Annotated in this window: 14 protein-coding genes; 9 read left to right on the top strand and 5 right to left on the bottom strand. The window is 37.7% G+C overall.

Annotated elements, in window-relative coordinates:
* Positions 1 to 366 precede the first annotated feature (366 nt).
* The 3 genes from IGI37_RS02460 (at position 367) to IGI37_RS02450 (ending at position 2,715) form a co-directional block, all read left to right on the top strand.
* On the top strand, positions 367 to 450 hold the full coding sequence (locus tag IGI37_RS02460) for a putative holin-like toxin (RefSeq protein ID WP_438763566.1): 84 nt from the start codon (positions 367 to 369) through the stop codon (positions 448 to 450).
* Between the two features lie 432 nt (positions 451 to 882).
* Positions 883 to 1,683 (top strand): hypothetical protein, encoded by an 801-nt coding sequence (locus IGI37_RS02455; protein WP_438759812.1) that lies wholly within the window; start codon positions 883 to 885, stop codon positions 1,681 to 1,683.
* A gap of 153 nt (positions 1,684 to 1,836) precedes the next feature.
* Complete coding sequence (locus IGI37_RS02450; protein ID WP_438759811.1) at positions 1,837 to 2,715, top strand: prenyltransferase; 879 nt, start codon at positions 1,837 to 1,839, stop codon at positions 2,713 to 2,715.
* Here the strand turns inward: IGI37_RS02450 and IGI37_RS02445 are convergent.
* Both IGI37_RS02445 and IGI37_RS02440 read right to left on the bottom strand, forming a co-directional pair.
* The gene (locus IGI37_RS02445) at positions 2,684 to 4,174 is read right to left on the bottom strand and encodes an IS1182 family transposase (protein ID WP_438759380.1); all 1,491 of its coding nucleotides are present in this window, start codon (positions 4,172 to 4,174) and stop codon (positions 2,684 to 2,686) included. The two genes, IGI37_RS02450 and IGI37_RS02445, sit on opposite strands and share 32 nt — an antisense overlap.
* A 373-nt stretch (positions 4,175 to 4,547) precedes the next feature.
* Positions 4,548 to 5,588, bottom strand: coding sequence for a LacI family DNA-binding transcriptional regulator (locus IGI37_RS02440; protein WP_438759810.1), 1,041 nt, complete (start codon positions 5,586 to 5,588; stop codon positions 4,548 to 4,550).
* Between the two features lie 187 nt (positions 5,589 to 5,775).
* Here IGI37_RS02440 and IGI37_RS02435 point away from each other — a divergent pair, with 187 nt between their 5' ends.
* The 4 genes from IGI37_RS02435 to IGI37_RS02420 all read left to right on the top strand — a co-directional run bounded on the left by IGI37_RS02435 (position 5,776) and on the right by IGI37_RS02420 (position 11,058).
* Entirely contained in the window at positions 5,776 to 7,050 is a 1,275-nt protein-coding gene (locus IGI37_RS02435) for an ABC transporter substrate-binding protein (RefSeq protein ID WP_438759809.1), read from the top strand.
* Positions 7,051 to 7,219: 169 nt separating this feature from the next.
* Positions 7,220 to 8,110, top strand: coding sequence for a carbohydrate ABC transporter permease (locus tag IGI37_RS02430; RefSeq protein ID WP_438759808.1), 891 nt, complete (start codon positions 7,220 to 7,222; stop codon positions 8,108 to 8,110).
* A 12-nt stretch (positions 8,111 to 8,122) separates the two neighbouring features.
* Positions 8,123 to 8,941: a carbohydrate ABC transporter permease gene (locus tag IGI37_RS02425; RefSeq protein WP_438759807.1), complete on the top strand. Its 819-nt coding sequence runs from the start codon at positions 8,123 to 8,125 to the stop codon at positions 8,939 to 8,941.
* A 17-nt stretch (positions 8,942 to 8,958) separates the two neighbouring features.
* Positions 8,959 to 11,058 (top strand): glycoside hydrolase family 36 protein, encoded by a 2,100-nt coding sequence (locus IGI37_RS02420; RefSeq protein WP_438759806.1) that lies wholly within the window; start codon positions 8,959 to 8,961, stop codon positions 11,056 to 11,058.
* A 124-nt stretch (positions 11,059 to 11,182) separates the two neighbouring features.
* Here the strand turns inward: IGI37_RS02420 and IGI37_RS02415 are convergent, their stop codons facing one another.
* From IGI37_RS02415 to IGI37_RS02405, 3 genes are read right to left on the bottom strand one after another with little or no spacing between them, the layout of a single operon-like run.
* Complete coding sequence (locus tag IGI37_RS02415; protein WP_438759805.1) at positions 11,183 to 12,490, bottom strand: PTS sugar transporter subunit IIC; 1,308 nt, start codon at positions 12,488 to 12,490, stop codon at positions 11,183 to 11,185.
* A 3-nt stretch (positions 12,491 to 12,493) separates the two neighbouring features.
* Positions 12,494 to 14,866 (bottom strand): glycoside hydrolase family 9 protein, encoded by a 2,373-nt coding sequence (locus IGI37_RS02410; protein WP_438759804.1) that lies wholly within the window; start codon positions 14,864 to 14,866, stop codon positions 12,494 to 12,496.
* Entirely contained in the window at positions 14,859 to 15,818 is a 960-nt protein-coding gene (locus IGI37_RS02405; protein WP_438759803.1) for an ROK family protein, read from the bottom strand. The genes IGI37_RS02410 and IGI37_RS02405 overlap by 8 nt, the downstream gene beginning before the upstream one ends.
* 183 nt (positions 15,819 to 16,001) lie before the next feature.
* Between IGI37_RS02405 and IGI37_RS02400 the strand changes: the two genes are divergently transcribed.
* Positions 16,002 to 17,066: a LacI family DNA-binding transcriptional regulator gene (locus IGI37_RS02400; RefSeq protein WP_438759802.1), complete on the top strand. Its 1,065-nt coding sequence runs from the start codon at positions 16,002 to 16,004 to the stop codon at positions 17,064 to 17,066.
* Positions 17,066 to 17,872 carry an HAD family hydrolase gene (locus IGI37_RS02395; RefSeq protein ID WP_438759801.1) on the top strand — a complete coding sequence of 269 codons (807 nt, stop codon included), beginning with the start codon at positions 17,066 to 17,068 and terminating at the stop codon, positions 17,870 to 17,872. The genes IGI37_RS02400 and IGI37_RS02395 overlap by 1 nt, the downstream gene beginning before the upstream one ends.
* Positions 17,873 to 17,886: the final 14 nt, after the last annotated feature.

Raw genomic sequence — 17,886 nt, 5'->3', positions numbered from 1 at the left:
GAACCCTAGAGTGGCATAAAAAAATAGACTGGGAAATATCTATGCTCCCAGTCTAAATAATTTGTTGTTTTTAATCAGAGCCTTCCAATAGTCAGACTCTCTTAAAACACAATTATTTTCTATAATCGACAGGTATCACTTGATAAGCACGCCAAATAAACCTCTCAGTTTACTAGCTATTCAACTCACAAATTAGATACCTACTACACTCACAAAACAGTCCCCGTTCTTCTCTAGGTCTTTTTATTTATTCTCATGAAGAATATAACAAGTTCCGCACTTTTTGTCAACTCAAGGAAAGAAATGAAAGGTTTTAAAAAACTAAAAAAATGACCTTGCTGCTCTATCAATCGAGAGGAGTAGCCTGTGACTGTTTACGAGACCTTGAGTCTTATGATTGCGTTTGTTGTGTTGGTATTAACTATCAACTCAAACAACGACAAGAAGTAACGTGCACAAAAAAACCATCCTCAACTTTAGCCAGTTGGATGGTTTAGTGCATTTGCATTAAACTTAAAGGCAACTGTCATTACGACTTAGCTGTAGGAGGGCATGTTGACGCATGCTTCTCTTTCAAAAACAATTGTACAACTATACAGCCCATTTAGCAAGCCCTTACTGCTTTAGACTCACCTATTTTGCAAGTTGCGTTACAGTTCGCGTACGTTAACTTGTCCCCTCATGTATAACCTAAAAAATCAAATACTATCAAATTCCAAGACACTCATCTACTTATTTATCCAGTTGTTCATTCAGATTTCGCTCGTTCATTTTATTGCATAAGCCTAGGTGATTACGCCCACTTCATGGTAAAATCAAGCAAAGGTATATTCAACAAAACTTTCGCGTGACATCAAAACTATTTGAGAAGAAGGAATCCCTATGGAACTTACATTATCCATTCAACTAACAGAGACACAGACTATCATAACCGGCGAGAACTCACCCGTCATTACTTTGATTGACACACAAATCATTCCTAAATCAGGCTCTGACAAACAACTACTGTTTTTCCTTAAGAATAGACAATTTCTTGCCATTGGAAAATCACCTGACATTCCCGCAGCACTTCCCTTTGAGTTTGATCAACTAATCACTGTCTCTTCTTCATGGGACGAAGAGCTCGATTATCTAGAACAAGTGATTTTTGAAGAAGCAAAAGAAACACAGTCAGCTGTGACCAAACTCTCTCCCGAAATCGCTGTGCCAAAAAACTACCATCCGACTGTTTCCAAAACAAAGGATTGGCTTCTGTTTGTTCTTTCAAAATTCGGCTATAGCTTAGCACCTATGCTACCTACAGCAGAAAAGAAAAAGCCAGCAAAAACACGCCATAAATGGAGTAAAGAAGTCAGCGAGATTGAATTTTTTGTAGAAACTAGACAAAGCAAAGCCACCGTCCTTTGGCAAAAACGCAACGAGATGCTGATTAAAAAAGGGGCCACTATGATGCCGGAAGCCCCACTAAATAAAGACGGTTCCCTTGGATTCTCGGCAAAAATGGGGCAAAAAATTCGTGACGATAATGCAGACTCCTTTAAAAACTTTGTCACCACAACTGACTTAGTCCTAAAAAGCGTTAATGAAGTCGGCTTGTTCTTATATTTTGCTGGAACAAATAGCTGGTTAGAGCTAAAAGACTCTTCCGGAAAAACCATTGAAGACTGGACAAAGATTGACTAGGTGCTACTTTTTTCAAGAATTACTAGGCGATTATTTTTCCTAAAAAATGAATAAACAAAATCAAATAAAAACAGACTAAGATTTGTCGGGTGGCTTTCGATAAACCCGCCTTGCTTCTTAGTCTGTCTCTATTTCTATTGAGGAGTTCTTGTAATGACATTCAAAATTTTATGGGAGTTAGGCGAGATTTACACTGCTCCCCTCAACCTCTTTCTAATCCTACTAGGGATTGCTTACTCTAATTATACTTATGGGCAATTCTTCAGCTGGCGCATACTCTTATTCACCTTGACTTTACTACTTATCCATATTGCGGTGAACATCTTTAATAACTATATGGACTATCAAAATGCCCAGGATTCAACCTATCAATCACAAACAAACATCGTTGGCCGAGAGCATCTCTTACTAAAAACCGTCCGCAATTATTTCCTTCTCTTTCTCGGACTCTCATTGGTCTGCGGCCTGCTTTTAGCCTATTACTCAGATTGGTACATTATCCTGTTAGGTGCACTCGGTTATTCTATTGGTCTAGGTTATTCTTACGGAAGAAAACCCATCAATAGTTTACCTATCGCTGAGATTGTTCCAGCTATTTTAAGTGGTTTTATGATCCCTATGATGAGTGCCTATCTGACTAGCTTTCCTACAGTAACTTTAGATAAGGACTTCTTACTAAATAGTTTTTTGGCTTTTTTCCCGATGATCCTTTGTATGTTTAACAATCTTTTAGCCAATAACACCTGTGACCTAGATGAAGATATCAAAAATGGGCGAAAAACCCTTGTCTACTATTTAGGCAAACAAGCCAGTGTTCGTCTTTTACAACTAGTCACTGCCACAATTTTTATCTGGATTGCCGCAGCAGTTCTTTCGAAAAAAGAACCGTGGACCCTAGAGGCTGCTGAAAAACACTCACAAAAAAACAGTGGAATTCTTCAAAAAAAAAGAATTTCACTGTTTTTTGTGTATTTTCATAATAATAAAGGGAATCTACCCTCTATTTCCCCGTATTTTCCTTTTCTAACTTGATAATTCGTTTCATATTAGCTAAAAACAGCGTACTCGCCCCTTGGATGGTCATCCCTAATAGACCACAGCTTTGTGCGGTTCCATAATTGTATCGACCTTTCAACTCCGCATTCTTAGCCTCTATTTTATACCGCTCTTTATAAAGCTCTTTAAATTCTTCGGTTTCCATATAATCCATATGAGCGATATGTGTATCTGACTTTATTTTTACTGAGAAAGTTTTTGTTTTCGCTCCATCAGTATAACAACCCTCGCGAAACGGACATCTTTTGCATTTTTCCACGTCAAAGAAATAGGCCTCTACACGCGAGTCTACTCCCTTTTTATCGCATTTACTTCCTGACTTTCTCTTTTTAATTGCCATGTGTCCTGCTAGGCAAACATACATTTCTGCATCTTTATTGTACGCGAATTTATCCTTGTTTTTTCCATTCCCATGAGTGACTGACTTACTTAACTTCGATACTAGTTTCATTCCGTTTGCTTTTGCGTAATTCAAATTATCCGTCTCTGAATACGCACCATCTCCAATAATTGCCTTGACTTCAATCCCTGCATGTTGGCTTTTTTCGACGAGTGTCTTCATTTCTTTGCCGTCAGGTTTTTCGCCACTGGTAATCGTCGCGGCTGTAACGATTCGTTCAGGAGTTAAAGCAAGGTGTGTTTTGTAGCCAAAAAAAGCGGTGTCCGCCGTCTTATGCCCAACTTTTGCCTCTTGATCTTTAGAAAATTCAAACGCTCCCTCTGTTTCTTCGATGCCTTCTTTTAAGTAATTCATTCGCTCCATCACGGCTGTGCAGTTATCAAAACCACCCTCTGTTTCAATCACTTTTATCACTTCATTTGCATAGTGGAGGGTGTCTTCAAGGATCCCCGTATGTTCCTTTTTCTTTGGCATTTTTTCTTTCATTTGAGGGGCAACAGCATACACGGCTTTTCTTACTTCTTTCGCTCGTTTGATAATTTCTTCTCTTGGCGAAACGTGTTGGAACATGGCATTCGAGTGGGTAGAATCTTGAATTAATTTATTTTCCACTTCAATTACGCCTTTGTCCAAGGCGATTTCGACAGTTTTTGTGAGAAGTAAGTCCAATAGATTCGTATTTTTCAAGCGTAGGTGACGGAACTTAGAAAGTAAGCTAGGAGCCATAAATTCAGTTTCTTCTGGTTCATATTCTAGGAAGTATTTCATTTGCATATCCGTACGTAAACGAGCAATCAAATCGCGGTCTGATAGCTTATACGAGGTTTTTAATAAGATTAGTTTAAAGAGGAGAATGGGGCATTCAGCTGGCCGACCAGCTGTTTCTGAATAATTTTGTTTTACTTCAGCATAAATAAAAGAAAAATCAACCGTTTCATTGATTTGTCTCCAAAAATTATCCTTTTCAATCAAAATATCATATAAACCTGAATACATGCCTACTTCTAAGCTCGTTTGACGTCCCTTATCTAGCATTTAAAGCACTCCTTCCACTTCTTCTATTATACCAATAAATGGCTATACAATGGGTTTTTTATACAAAAAAAAAGAAAAATAGACGTTTTCTCAACCACTATTTTTCTTTATTTTTGTAAAATTGTCAGAGACTTTTTCAGCAGCCCCTGGACCCTATTACTAGTTTTTGCCTTCACCCCTTTTATGTGGCCCATGCTGAAACAATATTTTACCATTCAAAACAAACGAATGACCTTCCCCCTCATTCTTAAAAGCATGTCATTTCTTATGATTGGTTATCCCCTTCTTTATTGGATGGGTAGTTTGTTGTAAAAATACGAGTAGCCCTTTTATTTATTGGAGCTACTCGTATTTTTCAAAAAAGACTCTCTTACTATAAAATTTCCATCTTATTTACTTCCTGTAAACTCTCTCTTTCAACTAATTTTCCTGATATCACAATACGCGTTGGCACATTATTTTCTTCATTCATCATATTTTGACAAAGCTTCATAATCCAAGACACCATCGTATCTATGTCAATTTTTTGCGTAGTCAGCGACGGTGTCAAGAACGCAGCCATCTCCAAATCATCAAAGCTACAAATCGAGATATTTTTAGGGACCTGAATATTTTCTTCATTAAGTCTTCTCAAAACGCCTAGAGCTAACATATCTGAGGCAGCAATGATAACAGTAGGTAGCTCTTTTTTCTCACTCAACAACTTATCAGTTAAATCATAACCTGTTTGCGCATACCACTGTTCACCAATAAAAGCTCTGTGATAGTTCTCCATCTTATGGTCTGCAATCCACTCTGAATAAGCTTGCTCACGATCTCCCAAACCATCGGCAACGTGCTTCTTATTCAGAGTCAATCGTTGGTTTTTACCTCCAATAAAAGCAATTCGTTGATGCCCCATTGCATAGACATGATCTAGCATACCTAACATTTCTTTATGAAAATCAACAGATACAGAAGAATACTCAGGTGAACAATAATAGTCGTCTACAATAATCATATGTGAGTTCAATTGATAAATTTGTTGATGAATTTCTTGATGAATGTATCCCATAACAATGACACAATTAACTTCCTTCACTCGTTCCCAACTATTTTCTAAATTAGGCAAATGAATCATGAAGTCTACTCGATAATCCATTTCTTTAGCAGATTGAATCACCTTTTCTCTAATTTGACGATAATATAAATCATCCATCTCCTCTTCTCTTGATATTGCGGAAATAATACCAATAGAATTCTGTTGGTTTCTATTTTTATACTTTCGTGGAATATATTGTAATTCTTCACATACTTGGTAGACTCGTTTTCTCGTTTTCTCATTCACAGATAAGCTAGAATCATTATTTAAAATACGGGAAACAGTTCCCGGAGAAACTTGAGCTTTTTTTGCAACATCACGAATGTTTACCATGTATTTCACTCCTTTTTTTCCATTATTCATACTTAACTATCCGTTTCCATCTTATAAATTAGCATAAAAAACCTTGATTATAAAGACTTATTTCGATTTTTCAACTTTTTTTATTTTTAGTATTGACAGATTATTTGGTAAACATTTAGTGTTTAGTTGTAGTAAACAAATATTAGGAGGTTTTATTATGAAACGTTTGAAGTGGGTTACGATAGGTGCTTTAACATTAGCAATATTAGGTTTATCCGGTTGTGGTTCTAACGAGGATGTTAAAAATGCAAGCGATTCCAAAAGTATAACGTTAAAGTTTTCCGTTTGGGAAACCTATGAAGCTCCAGGCATGAAAGAAATTGCAAAAGCTTTCGAGAAAGAGAATCCTTCAATACATGTAGAAGTAGAAGTTACTCCTTGGGAACAATATTGGACGAAAATCGAGGCCGCTGCTACTGGAGGAACAGCTCCAGATATTATTACCATGCATTCAAATGAATCTTATCGTTATATGTCAAATGGTGCACTACTTAACTTAGATGATCTAACAAAAAACGGAAACATTGATTTGAAAAATTATAAAAAAGGTATCTCAGATTTATACACTTACGAAGGTAGTCTGTACGCTATTCCAAAAGACGTCAGTACAGTTGCACTTTGGTACAATAAAGCACTCTTTGATGAAGCTGACGTTTCTTATCCTGATGATACTTGGACATGGGACACTTTTTTAGAGGCAGCGAAAAAACTTACAAATCCAGAAAAGGGTATCTATGGCTATGCTGCCTCAAATAATTCACAAGATGGTTACAATAATTTTATATTCCAAAATGAAGGTACTAAATTGAATGCCGATCGAACAAAATCAACATTTAATACTAAAAATACTGTCGAGGCCCTTCAGTGGTATATCGACTTGGCAACAAAAGAGAAGGTATCACCAACAAGTGCGCAACTTAGTGAAAATGATCCAGCTGCAATGTTTCAATCTGGAAGAGTCGCGATGATTACACACGGCTCGTGGATGGCTAATCAATTCAAAGAAAATGAGTACACTAAAGAAAATGCTGATATCGCAGTTCTTCCAAAAGGAAAGACACGTGCAGCTCAACTAAACGGTCTGGGTTATTCAATTTCAGCAACTACAAAACATCCAGATGAAGCAAAAAAATTTTTAACTTTTATGGCTTCAAAAAAAGGAAATACTATACAGGCAGAGAATGGCACTGCTATTCCAGCATATGAAGGTTTAGCAGAAGAGTGGGTAAAATCTTTCCCTGACTTTAATGCACAAGCATTTGTAGATGAAATTGACTATGGTGTGTTACGTCCATTTAATCAAGCAACAATAAAATGGGAAACTCTAGAAACTGAGACTCTACAAGAAGCATTCAATGGAAAAGTATCCGTCAAAGACATTGCTCAAGATATTCAAGACGGTACAGATAAAATTATCAAAGAGGCTCAGTAATATAAATGCGATGCAAGGAGCTACAACTAAGATTCAGAATAAGAAGAAAGCTATTTTCACTCTTAACAATCAACAACATGGTAACTAACTATGAAAATAACTTACCCTATCAATTTATATAGTGTCACGAAATTTTAGTTTGTAGCGCCTTCATTAAAGGGAGGATTATATGTTTAAAAAGAAAAAATATGATAAACAACATCTTATATATGGCTATTTATTTATTGCACCTACAGCAATTGGTCTTTTTTTACTTAATATATATCCAGCAATCCAAACAATTTATCTAAGTTTCCAACGCTCATCAGGGTTCGGAAATTCAGTATTTGTTGGCTTAGAGAATTACAAAAAGATGTTTGCAGATAAGGAAGTTTGGCAATCTCTCGTAAACACCTTCATTTACGCCATCATTTCTGTTCCAGTCATTGTTGTTCTTTCACTCTTAGTTGCTGTATTAATGAACCAAAAAATTCGTGGTCTTTCAGTTTACAGGACTATTTACTTTCTTCCAGTCGTTGCAGCCCCTTCAGCAGTAGCCATGATTTGGCGTTGGTTATTTAACTCAGATTACGGGTTGATTAATTTCACTTTAAACAAACTAGGACTCGGTAGTGTGCAATGGATTAGTAATCCCAATATCGCTATCTCTACAATTATTATAGTCGGTATCTGGAGCGCAATTGGGTATAACATGATTCTCCTACTCTCTGGATTACAAGAAATACCTAAGGATTACTATGAATCCGCAAAAATTGATGGGGCAGGTCCAATCAGACAATTTTTCAGCATTACTTTACCTTTAGTCACCCCGACACTCTTCTTCGTAGTAGTCACAACAATTATTGGGGCGTTTCAAGTATTTGATGTCATTTTTATGATGATTGAACCTTCAACAGAAGCAATGATGCATACACAATCCTTAGCATATCTCTTCTATAAACATTCCTTCATCTTAAATGATAAAGGTTATGGTTCAGCTATTGTGGCGTTACTACTTGTTATCATTTTAATACTGACAGCAATTCAAATGAAGCTTCAAAAACGTTGGGTTAACTATTGAGGAGGAAGACGAATGAAAACAAATAAAAATTGGATAATCCACCTCTTATTAATAATAGGTGGGATTGTAATGATTGCCCCATTCATCTGGATGATTCTTACTTCTGGAAAAACATTATCTGAATCAATGCAAATTCCACCAAGTATTTTCCCAAAAAAGTTTCAATGGGAAAATTTCACTCAAGTAGCGAATATTTTACCATTCGGCAGTTTTTATATTAATACCTTTTTAATGGTTATAGGCCGAGTTTTCGGTTCCGTACTATTTAGTGCTATGGCTGCATACGCATGCGCTCGCCTGAATTTCCCTGGAAGAAATGTGTTCTTTTCAATGGTATTGATTCAAATGATGATTCCATCACAAATATTCATTACACCACAATATCTGCTTGTACAAAGACTAGGACTTTTAGATTCTGTACCAGCTTTAATTATCCCAGGATTTGTTAGTGCTTTTGGAACCTTTTTATTGAGACAGTTCTTTTTAAGTCTTCCTGATGACTTAGAAGAAGCCGCAGTAATTGATGGGGCTAGTGTATGGACGATATTCTTTAAAATTATGCTTCCATTAGCACGCTCAGGATTAATTGCACTCTCTATTTTTACTGCACTTTTTAGCTTTAAGGATTTGATGTGGCCTTTAATTGTTAACACATCTATGAATAAAATGACCCTATCATCTGGATTAGCTAATCTTCAAGGGCAATACACAACAAATTATCCTCAATTAATGGCAGGATCTTTATTGGCAATTTGGCCAATGATTTTACTGTTCATTATTTTCCAAAAGAAATTTATTGAAGGAATCGCAACTACTGGCGGTAAATTATAAAAGGAGCTATATACTTTATGAAAATTGAAATTAATGAAAATGGCTTATACGCTGTTTTAGAAGTAACTTCTGATAAGGACATTCGTTTATTACACCTGGCAGATTATCCCTATACAGCCTGTTCAATCGAAGACGAAGAGTTAGAAAATAATCAACGCTTAGTCGAAGTGAAGTTTTCTGGCGAAAATGTAGTAAAACATCATGGACCACGGCAGGTCGGAGGATTACCTGGTTATCGTTTAAGCTACCAATCTCATGATGAATCAAGAAACCAGGCAGGGAGATACATCGAATTCTACTTAAACGACCCTATCACTTCGGCTGAAGTAACGGTTTGTTGGCAATTTTATGACGGAATAAAAGCTCTTCGAACATGGACAGCAGTTAAAAATTCCGGTACCCAGACAATTGGTTTGGAACATCTTTCTTCATTTTATTTAGCTAATCTTGACGCTGAAGGCCTACAACCTAGAAATAAGAAGCTACGCATTCATCTGCCTCACAGCTCTTGGTCTAATGAAGGAATGTGGAAAAATTATTCATTAGAGGAATTAGGTTTTTATAATAATGAAATTGCCGCCTCAAAACGAATTTTCGGTAGTAATACTGGCACCTGGTCTTCCCATGAATTAGCACCCATGGCCATATTAGAAAATACAGAATCAAATGCTTACGTGGCTTGGCAAATCGAAAATCAAGGATCCTGGAACTGGGAAATTAGTGGGGTTAAACATATTTTATATCTTCAATTAAGCGGACCAAATGACCGCCAGAATCATTGGTATAAAGAACTCAAACCGGGTGAAACTTTTGAAACGGTTCCTACAGCTATCGCCTTTTCTCATGGTAAAATGGATGATGTTTTAACGGAACTAAACAATTATCGAAGAAAAATTCGCCGTCCAAACAAAGATAATCAAATGTTGGGTGTCATCTTTAACGATTACATGAACTGTTTATTTGGTGATCCAACCACTCAAAAGGAAATTCCTTTAATTGACGCAGCCGCCGAAATGGGCTGTGAATATTACTGCATTGATGCTGGATGGTACTCTGCTGGTGAATGGTGGGATGGCGTTGGTGAATGGCAACCGTCGTTTAAACGTTTCCCAAAAGGAATTCAAGAAGTCACTTCCTACATTCAAGAAAAGGGAATGGTCCCTGGATTATGGCTTGAAATTGAAGTTATGGGAGTGAACTCATCCTTAGCAAAAGAAACGCCAAAAGATTGGTTTTTCCATCGTCATGGTAAGCCCGTAATTGATCGAGACCGCTATCAATTAGATTTTAGAAACCCTGCTGTTCAAGCATTTGCGGATGAGATTATTACTCGAGTTGTAGAAGAATACGGTGTGGGTTATATCAAAATGGACTACAATATCGATGCTGGTGCGGGGACGGATTACCACTCGGATAGCTTAGGTGCTGGTCTTTTAGAACATAACCGAGCTTATCTAGCATGGTTAGATAAACAATTTGAAAAATATCCTGATTTAATTATAGAAAATTGTAGCAGTGGCGGTATGCGTGAAGATTACGCACTTCTTTCGAGACATAGCTTGCAATCAACAAGCGATCAAGAAAACTATGTGATGACTGGCGCAATTGCAGCTAATGCCAGCTCATTAATGACCCCTGAACAAGCGGCTGTTTGGTCTTATCCACTCAGAACAGGTGATATTAACGAAGTAGTGTTCAATATGGCTAACGCTATGCTACTACGAATTCACCAAAGTGGTCATCTCGCTGAACTCTCAGATGACCGAAAAGCCATGGTAAAAGAAGCCATAAAAACCTATAAAGAAGAGCTACGACAATACATCCCAATTAGTTCGCCTGTTTATCCGTTGAATAAATTTGCGAATTTTGAAGATGAGTGGTTTAGCTTTGGGTGGCAAGCGGAAGGAAAAATTTATTTTGCCGTATGGAAAAAAGAACCGGAACAAGATGTAATCACATTGGATTTTGCAAAATTCAAAAATAAAGAGGTTGATTTGCGCCTCGTTTATCCAAAAGAATGGAGTTGGCAATCCTCTTGGAATCAAACAGACGGCCTACTTTCTCTATCTTTTGAAGGAACCAACACTGCTCGCGTCTTTTGTTTGAAAGATAAATAAAGAATTTTCAAATAAACCACTTATCAAATGAATTTCAAAAAAACATTTGGATAAGTGGTTTTTAATTGTGCCAACTAACAAACTTGTTCACTTGTTGAAAGCTGACTTTTTTATCTTGCAGGAATTATGCTTCTTTTACTTTGTTAGAAATAAATACAAAAGGCATATAGATAAGTGTCCCTACAATAATAATCACGATTTGTAAAAGTGCTGCTCTAAAGTCTCCAGCTGTTGCTAGATAACCTGATAATACAGGAGGTGTCACCCAAGGAATTAGAATATACGTTGGGTTAACTAAATGTAAGCTTGTTGCAAGATACGCTAAAATAGTCGATACCATAGGAACAATACAGAATGGCACAGCATAAATTGGGTTAAATACAATCGGTAGACCAAACATCATTGGCTCACTAATGTTAAACAAACTTGAAACGCCCCCAAGTTTTGCAATCATTCGTTGATCTTCTCTTTTTGAGAATAATAAAACAGCGATTACTAAACAAATCATGGTTCCTCCACCACCCATGTACACATATGCATCTAAGAATGGTTGAGTAACGATATTCGGAGCCAAAGCGCCTGCACCAATTGCTTCCACGTTTTGTTGAAGAGAAGTTAATAGAATAGGACCTGAGATTGCCCCAAATACAAAAGCACCATGAATCCCAAAGATAAAGACAAAGGTTGATAAAAATACATACAATAAAATACCTGGCAAGGTTTGGAAGCCACCAATAAGTGGTGCTTGAAGAATATTTACAATAATCTCTGGAACTGTCAAACCAGTAGTTGTACGTAAGACAACTTCACCAATAGCAAACAAACTGATTGTCAAAAAGGCAGGAATCAAACTGTTAAACGATTTGGCAATCGCTGGTGGAACACTTTCAGGCATCTTAATCTTCAAACGATCATTTGCCGTCAATTTGACTACCAAAGGAACACTAATTAAAGCAGCCAAAATCCCTAAAAGCATTGCAGAGGCACTTGTGTAGGTTTGAGTCAAAGTCCCTGCCGTTTGAATCTCTGTTCCATCAAAGCCTGTAATATTGATTACATTAGGAACTAAAGAAACATAAGCCGCCAACGCAACGATTCCTTCCAATGCACCGTCTGATTCAAACGAACGGGCTAGTCTAACGCCAATTAGAAACGTTACCATCAAGCCTAAAATTCCTAATGTACCGTTATACGCTTGCACACAAATCTCAGAAATCATTTCTCTACCTGGAATGCCACGTAATAAACCTGTTTTTTCAGCAAGTAACACATTATTCACTAGTAAAAAGAAGGCTGCGGTAATCGTAATCGGAATGGTACTTGCAAACGCATCCCGAATAGCTGAGATATACCGATTGACAGCTACTTTATTCGCCATCAAAGCAATTTTTTCACCTAACGCTTCTTTATTAAACGTACTTTCTTTTTTCATTTCCTAATCTCCTCTATTTTCAAATTTTATTAACTCTGTAACTAATGCTAACCATTTGCCAGCAATGCCCACCCAAACTTCTTTGTAGGTAGCATTGTTAAACTGCGGCCAATAAGGAACATCCTCGTCTCCAAATGTCTGCATCCCAACTGGCATTTCACCCACCATTTCACCAGAAGAAACAGCATATTGTTGCGGGTAATTGTACCCTTCTCCATAAATCATCGACTGGCCAAACGGGTTCTTACCAACGAGCCATTGCAGCTGTTGATCCGCAAAATCCATCAAGTCGGTTCTATTTGTTAAACGGCCCATAATTCCCGCACTTTTTCCTGTTGACAGGAGTATGCCGTTGTTTCCTCTAAAAGAAAACCAGACCGGGAACCGTTTGATATACAACCCTTCAGCAATTTTGACGCCTTGTTGTAACTGTTTTTGATAGCTTTCTTTGGCTTCTTCACCAACGAGTAAATGTTGTTTAGCAAAGCTTTCCTCATCTAGCCATTCATCTTCTTTATAAACGCCGCTTGCATACATCGGATAAGGTGCTGTGTACGTATTCAAAAAGGCTAAATAATCGGCATAGTCTTCGGCCTGTGCTCGCCAAACCTTGTCCTCATTAACCGCCAAGACCTCTTCAAAAGCTTGCGCATAAAGATGCTCTCTAGCCTGGTGATTAAAATGCTGAAATACCTTATGCGTCTCATCACGATAAAACATCCCTTTGAGAACGGTACCATCAAATAGTTCAATTCCTTTTTCTTGACACTCCAGAAGCTCGTTAAACCATTGACTCATCTGCTCCTTATATTCAGTTTCTTGAGTCAATTGAAACATCAAAGCTGCGGTCCATGACATGGTTGCTAAAAACAAACTCTTAGATGTGCTGTAGGTATGCTCCCAAAACACAGGCTCATGCCTAAAACCGGTCTTCTCATAACCGAATAAAGCATTCTGGTAATCTTCTTTAACCACCTGCAACAATTGCGTGTTTAAGGCATAATCTTGAGGTAACGAACAAAGAATTTTAGCTAAAATCCCCGTGATTAAAAAGTTGTCATAAGGACTATTGTGAATTCTTGGCAATGCGTCATCCATAGTTCCTATACGATTATCCGTCCAACGAGTAATTCCGGCACTAGTTATTCGATCCCCATCATCTAGGCGTGTCTTCAAAATAAAATCAAGACCCCATTCGCCTTCTTCCAATAACCGAAGAGACAATAGCTCATTATTTTTTTGTACCTCAGCCATTTCAAACAGACTTGCTGTAACTTCCGCAGTCTGAACTAACTGCTGAGATAAATCGCCTGCATCATGCCAACCACCATTAAAACTAACTAATGAATCCTTATATTGAACAGTTAAATCTTCGTGACACGTCCCATGAATCCCATGAACAGGGCATCCACAACGTTCACAAAAGATAAAATTCAAAGATTTCCAAATGGAGGACTCCTTCAATTCGGTGGTTGTTCCTATTTGAAAAGGTTCCGTTTTGGTATCTGCTATTTGTAGGTAATACGTTCCAGCTTCTTCTATTGCTGAAAAATCTAGGACACCAAACACGCCCATTTGAGTCGTTGTTTTTTGAATCCTTCCTTCAAAAATAACTTGTTCATCCTGGCTTCTAACCAATTGGAAATCATCTTCATCAAATTCATCTACATTTATAATTGCCGTTTTGGAATAGTTCAAATGATAGCCAATATGTGAAAAGACGATTTCTCCTTTAGGGGCACGCCACCCTTTCGCTGAGCTTTGTTGTTCATTGGTTTCTACTACAAGATCCTCAATCGTATAACTAAGCGCTCCAGCTAAATTCATGTACGACCCATTTGCTCCAGAGAAAATTTTAATGCCGCAAATAACATCTCTTGGTAAGTTGCTAATATCTAGAACATATGTCTGTTTCTCTTGTCCTTCTAAATTAATGACATGTGTACCTTCTCGATTGTACACATCAGGAATTTTTATTTCCCCATCATTTTCGAGTGTGACAATGATATTGGGATTTACCACATTGACACAATCAGCTGAAATGCTTAATTTTAATTGAGTATAACCCGTCCAATCCTCGTTAGCTATCGGCAAATAGGCTGCGACATCGCCAAAGTTAACATAGTCGCCATCTTCTGGTGCACCTTTTGCCCAAGTCGAATAGCGTGTCGAACTCAACAAAGTCACTGATTTTTCTGATGTTTTAATTTGTCCCCGACCTTGATGCTGCCAGTTTTTATAGCTAGCCACAACTGGTCGACTCGCTACAATTTGTTCTTTAGCTCGTTGTCTGCTCTCAAATGAATGCGTTCGATTCAACGGCAACGGTTTATGAATATAGCCTGTTTTTAGCAAATCCTTCTTGAAATTATCCATTTACTTGTTCTCCTTTCTTGATAAATGCCAAAGTAGCTGCGCCTTTCAAAGCAATAGTATTCGGATCAAGCGTCGTTACCTTGAAACCTTTTTCCACAAAACGAATAGTTTTAGGGTTTAGTAACGTTACCAAATGAGATAAAAACCAGCCATCATTCATGACTCCACCACCAAATATTACTGCTTTGGGATCACTAACTCGAATTAAGTTCATCGTTAATGCAGCCGCTGCTTGCAGGGCTTGATTCACCACTTTTTTAGCCAGTTCATCTTCCTTCTCATAAGCTACAATCAACTCTTGGAAGGTGACTCTCTGATTCTTTTGGATAGCCAGAACAGTATTTGGATAATCCTTTGCCAATTTTAGCGTTTGGTTATGCATGCCCAAACCCGAAGCAAATAACTCAACACAGCCTGTTCTGCCACATGCACACACGTCTTCACTATGAATATCTACGACCATATGACCGACTTCACCGGCATTAAAACTCCCCCCTTTAATCAATTGGCCCTCAGAAATTACTCGACCTGCAATCCCTGTTCCAATATTGAGATAAAGAAAATCAGCTATATTTCTGCCAATTCCTAAATGTTTTTCTGCCAAGGCAGCGCCCGTTACATCATTTGTAATCCAACAAGGTAGTGAAAAAGCTGCCATCATTTCTTTCGATAAAGCGATAGCCTCTGATAACCCTGGATGAATTTCAATCCAGATACCTTTTTCTGTATCTACTCGACCAACTACGCAAATAGCGATTCCCAGTACCTGCCCGTGCAACGTATGCTCAGTTAAATAATCTTTTACAGCTTCTTTAATTTTTTCAGTAGCTAATCGCTGACTCGCTACTGTCGACGGATATTTTTTACTAGACAAGATTTCTCCTGTCCTCGTGACTTCTCCGACAAGTATTTTTGTTCCACCTAAATCTATGGACAAAATTGTTTCTTGCATTACTACACCTCACTATCTGACAACGTTACCAAATTGAAAACAATCTGTTCACGCTTACAACGACATCATAACCTCCAATAAGTATCCCTGTCAATACTATTTTAAACATTTAGTAACGTTACCAAATATTTCTTGATTTTTTTTCAAGCATAACATAAACTAAGTAAGAGGAGGCGTTTTGACATGAAAAAGAACATCACAATAAAAGAAATTGCAAAAAAAAGCAACGTGTCTGTTTCCACTGTTTCTCGTGTATTAAATAATCATCCTTCTGTCTCGCCGATTAAGCGGGCACGGGTCCAAGAAATTATTGAAAAAGAAGGCTTTCAACCGAGCATGCTTGCTAGAGGAATGGTCTCAAATAAAACCCGGACAATTGCTGTCGTCGTCTCAGATATTACCAACCCCTACTTTACTTCTTTAGTCTCTGAAATTGAGCTTGCTGGTGGCGAGCAAAATTATTCACTCTTGTTATTTAACACAATGACTGCCGGACGACAAAAGAAAGCAGATAGTGGGTTTATTGAGCGAGATACATTTAAAACAATTCTTGAGAAAAAGGTAGACGGCGTGATTATTCTCGGAGGCGAAATTGACCGAGACCAACCACAAAACGAATACCTTCACGCACTAGAACAGTTAAATGAACAAGTTCCAGTGCTGATTATTGGGCAAAAACAAGAGAATTGTTCTTGTTCCTTCTTAGAAAGAGATTTAGAAAAAGGCGTCTTTTTATCCGTTCAACATTTACTTGCATTAGGAAACCGACGCATTGGGTTTGTCGGTGGGGAAGAAAATGTAAAAATTACCACACAAAGAGTTCAAGCCTTTGAAAAAGCACTCTCTCTTTACCATAATTATGAACCCTCTTTGATTTATTTAAGTGATTTTTATACAGAGGATGGTTATCAAAGTATGACTTCAATCATCGAACAACAAGAAACCCTACCTGACGCCATTTTGGCCATTAATGATCGCGTAGCAATCGGTGCCTTTCGTGCATTAGCTGATCACGGGCTCTCTTGTCCAAAAGATATTGCAATTGCCAGCTGTGATAGTTTCCCTGATGGTGATTATCAAATCCCTAGAATTACAACAATTAATCAACATAACCAAATTTTAGGAAAACTAGCCGTCACACGATTATTAAAACTAATCAATGACGAACCTTTAGAAGCCATTGAATTACATTCTCCTGACTTAATCATACGGGAGTCTTGTGGGATTGGAAGAAAGCGAGCAGAGTAATGGAAAAACATTTGATTTTTATGGATATTGACGGCACTCTTGTGAACCATCAACAGGAGATTTCTGACAAAACTAGAGCAGTTATCACTTCTCTTCAAAAACAGGGCCATCAGTTTTATGTAGCAACAGGGCGAAAATATTCTTCGGCAGTCCAAATAGCCAAACAGCTATCGGAAGAAACACAAGTGGTTGCTTCAAACGGGAGTGTCTACTCGATTAACAAAACGCTTTACAAAAAACAACTATCTGAAGAAGCTCTTCGTGTCATTTATCAGACAGTCGTTGAAAAAAAACTGCCAATATTCTTTTTTGGTAAGCATACTGTTTTCTATACCAGAGAGCTGCCTGACTATTTACAAAAAAATGATCAATCTCGGATTGGTAATGATGAAGAAGACTTCTGTTTCATTGATTCACTCGAGACGCTTCTTTGCGTAAAAGAGCGAATTATTAACGGGATTATTATTGCCGACAATCACGAAGAAGAATTAAAAGAGATTCAGGCAGTCTTAGCCGCTAGTCAACTGTTATCCGTTTCTTCTTCCCACCCGAACAACATTGAACTTATTCCTCTAGGGATCAATAAAGCTACTGCCATCGAAGCTATCCAAGCAGAATTAGCTATCCCTAAAGAGCGAATCATAAGTTTCGGTGACGGACTGAACGATTTAGAAATGCTGCAAGCGTCTGGGGTAAGTGTAGCTATGGGAAATGCCGTAGATGAACTAAAACAACAAGCTAAGTTTGTGACAGATACCAATTTGGAAGACGGCATCGCCAACTTTCTATTCGATTATTTTCAATAAAAGGAGCAAGAAAT

Origin of the sequence: Enterococcus sp. AZ194, assembly GCF_051713825.1 — a bacterium.
Taxonomy (GTDB): domain Bacteria; phylum Bacillota; class Bacilli; order Lactobacillales; family Enterococcaceae; genus Enterococcus_K.
The sequence above is the reverse complement of the archived record's forward strand: the minus strand, read 5'-3'. Positions and strand labels throughout refer to the sequence as shown.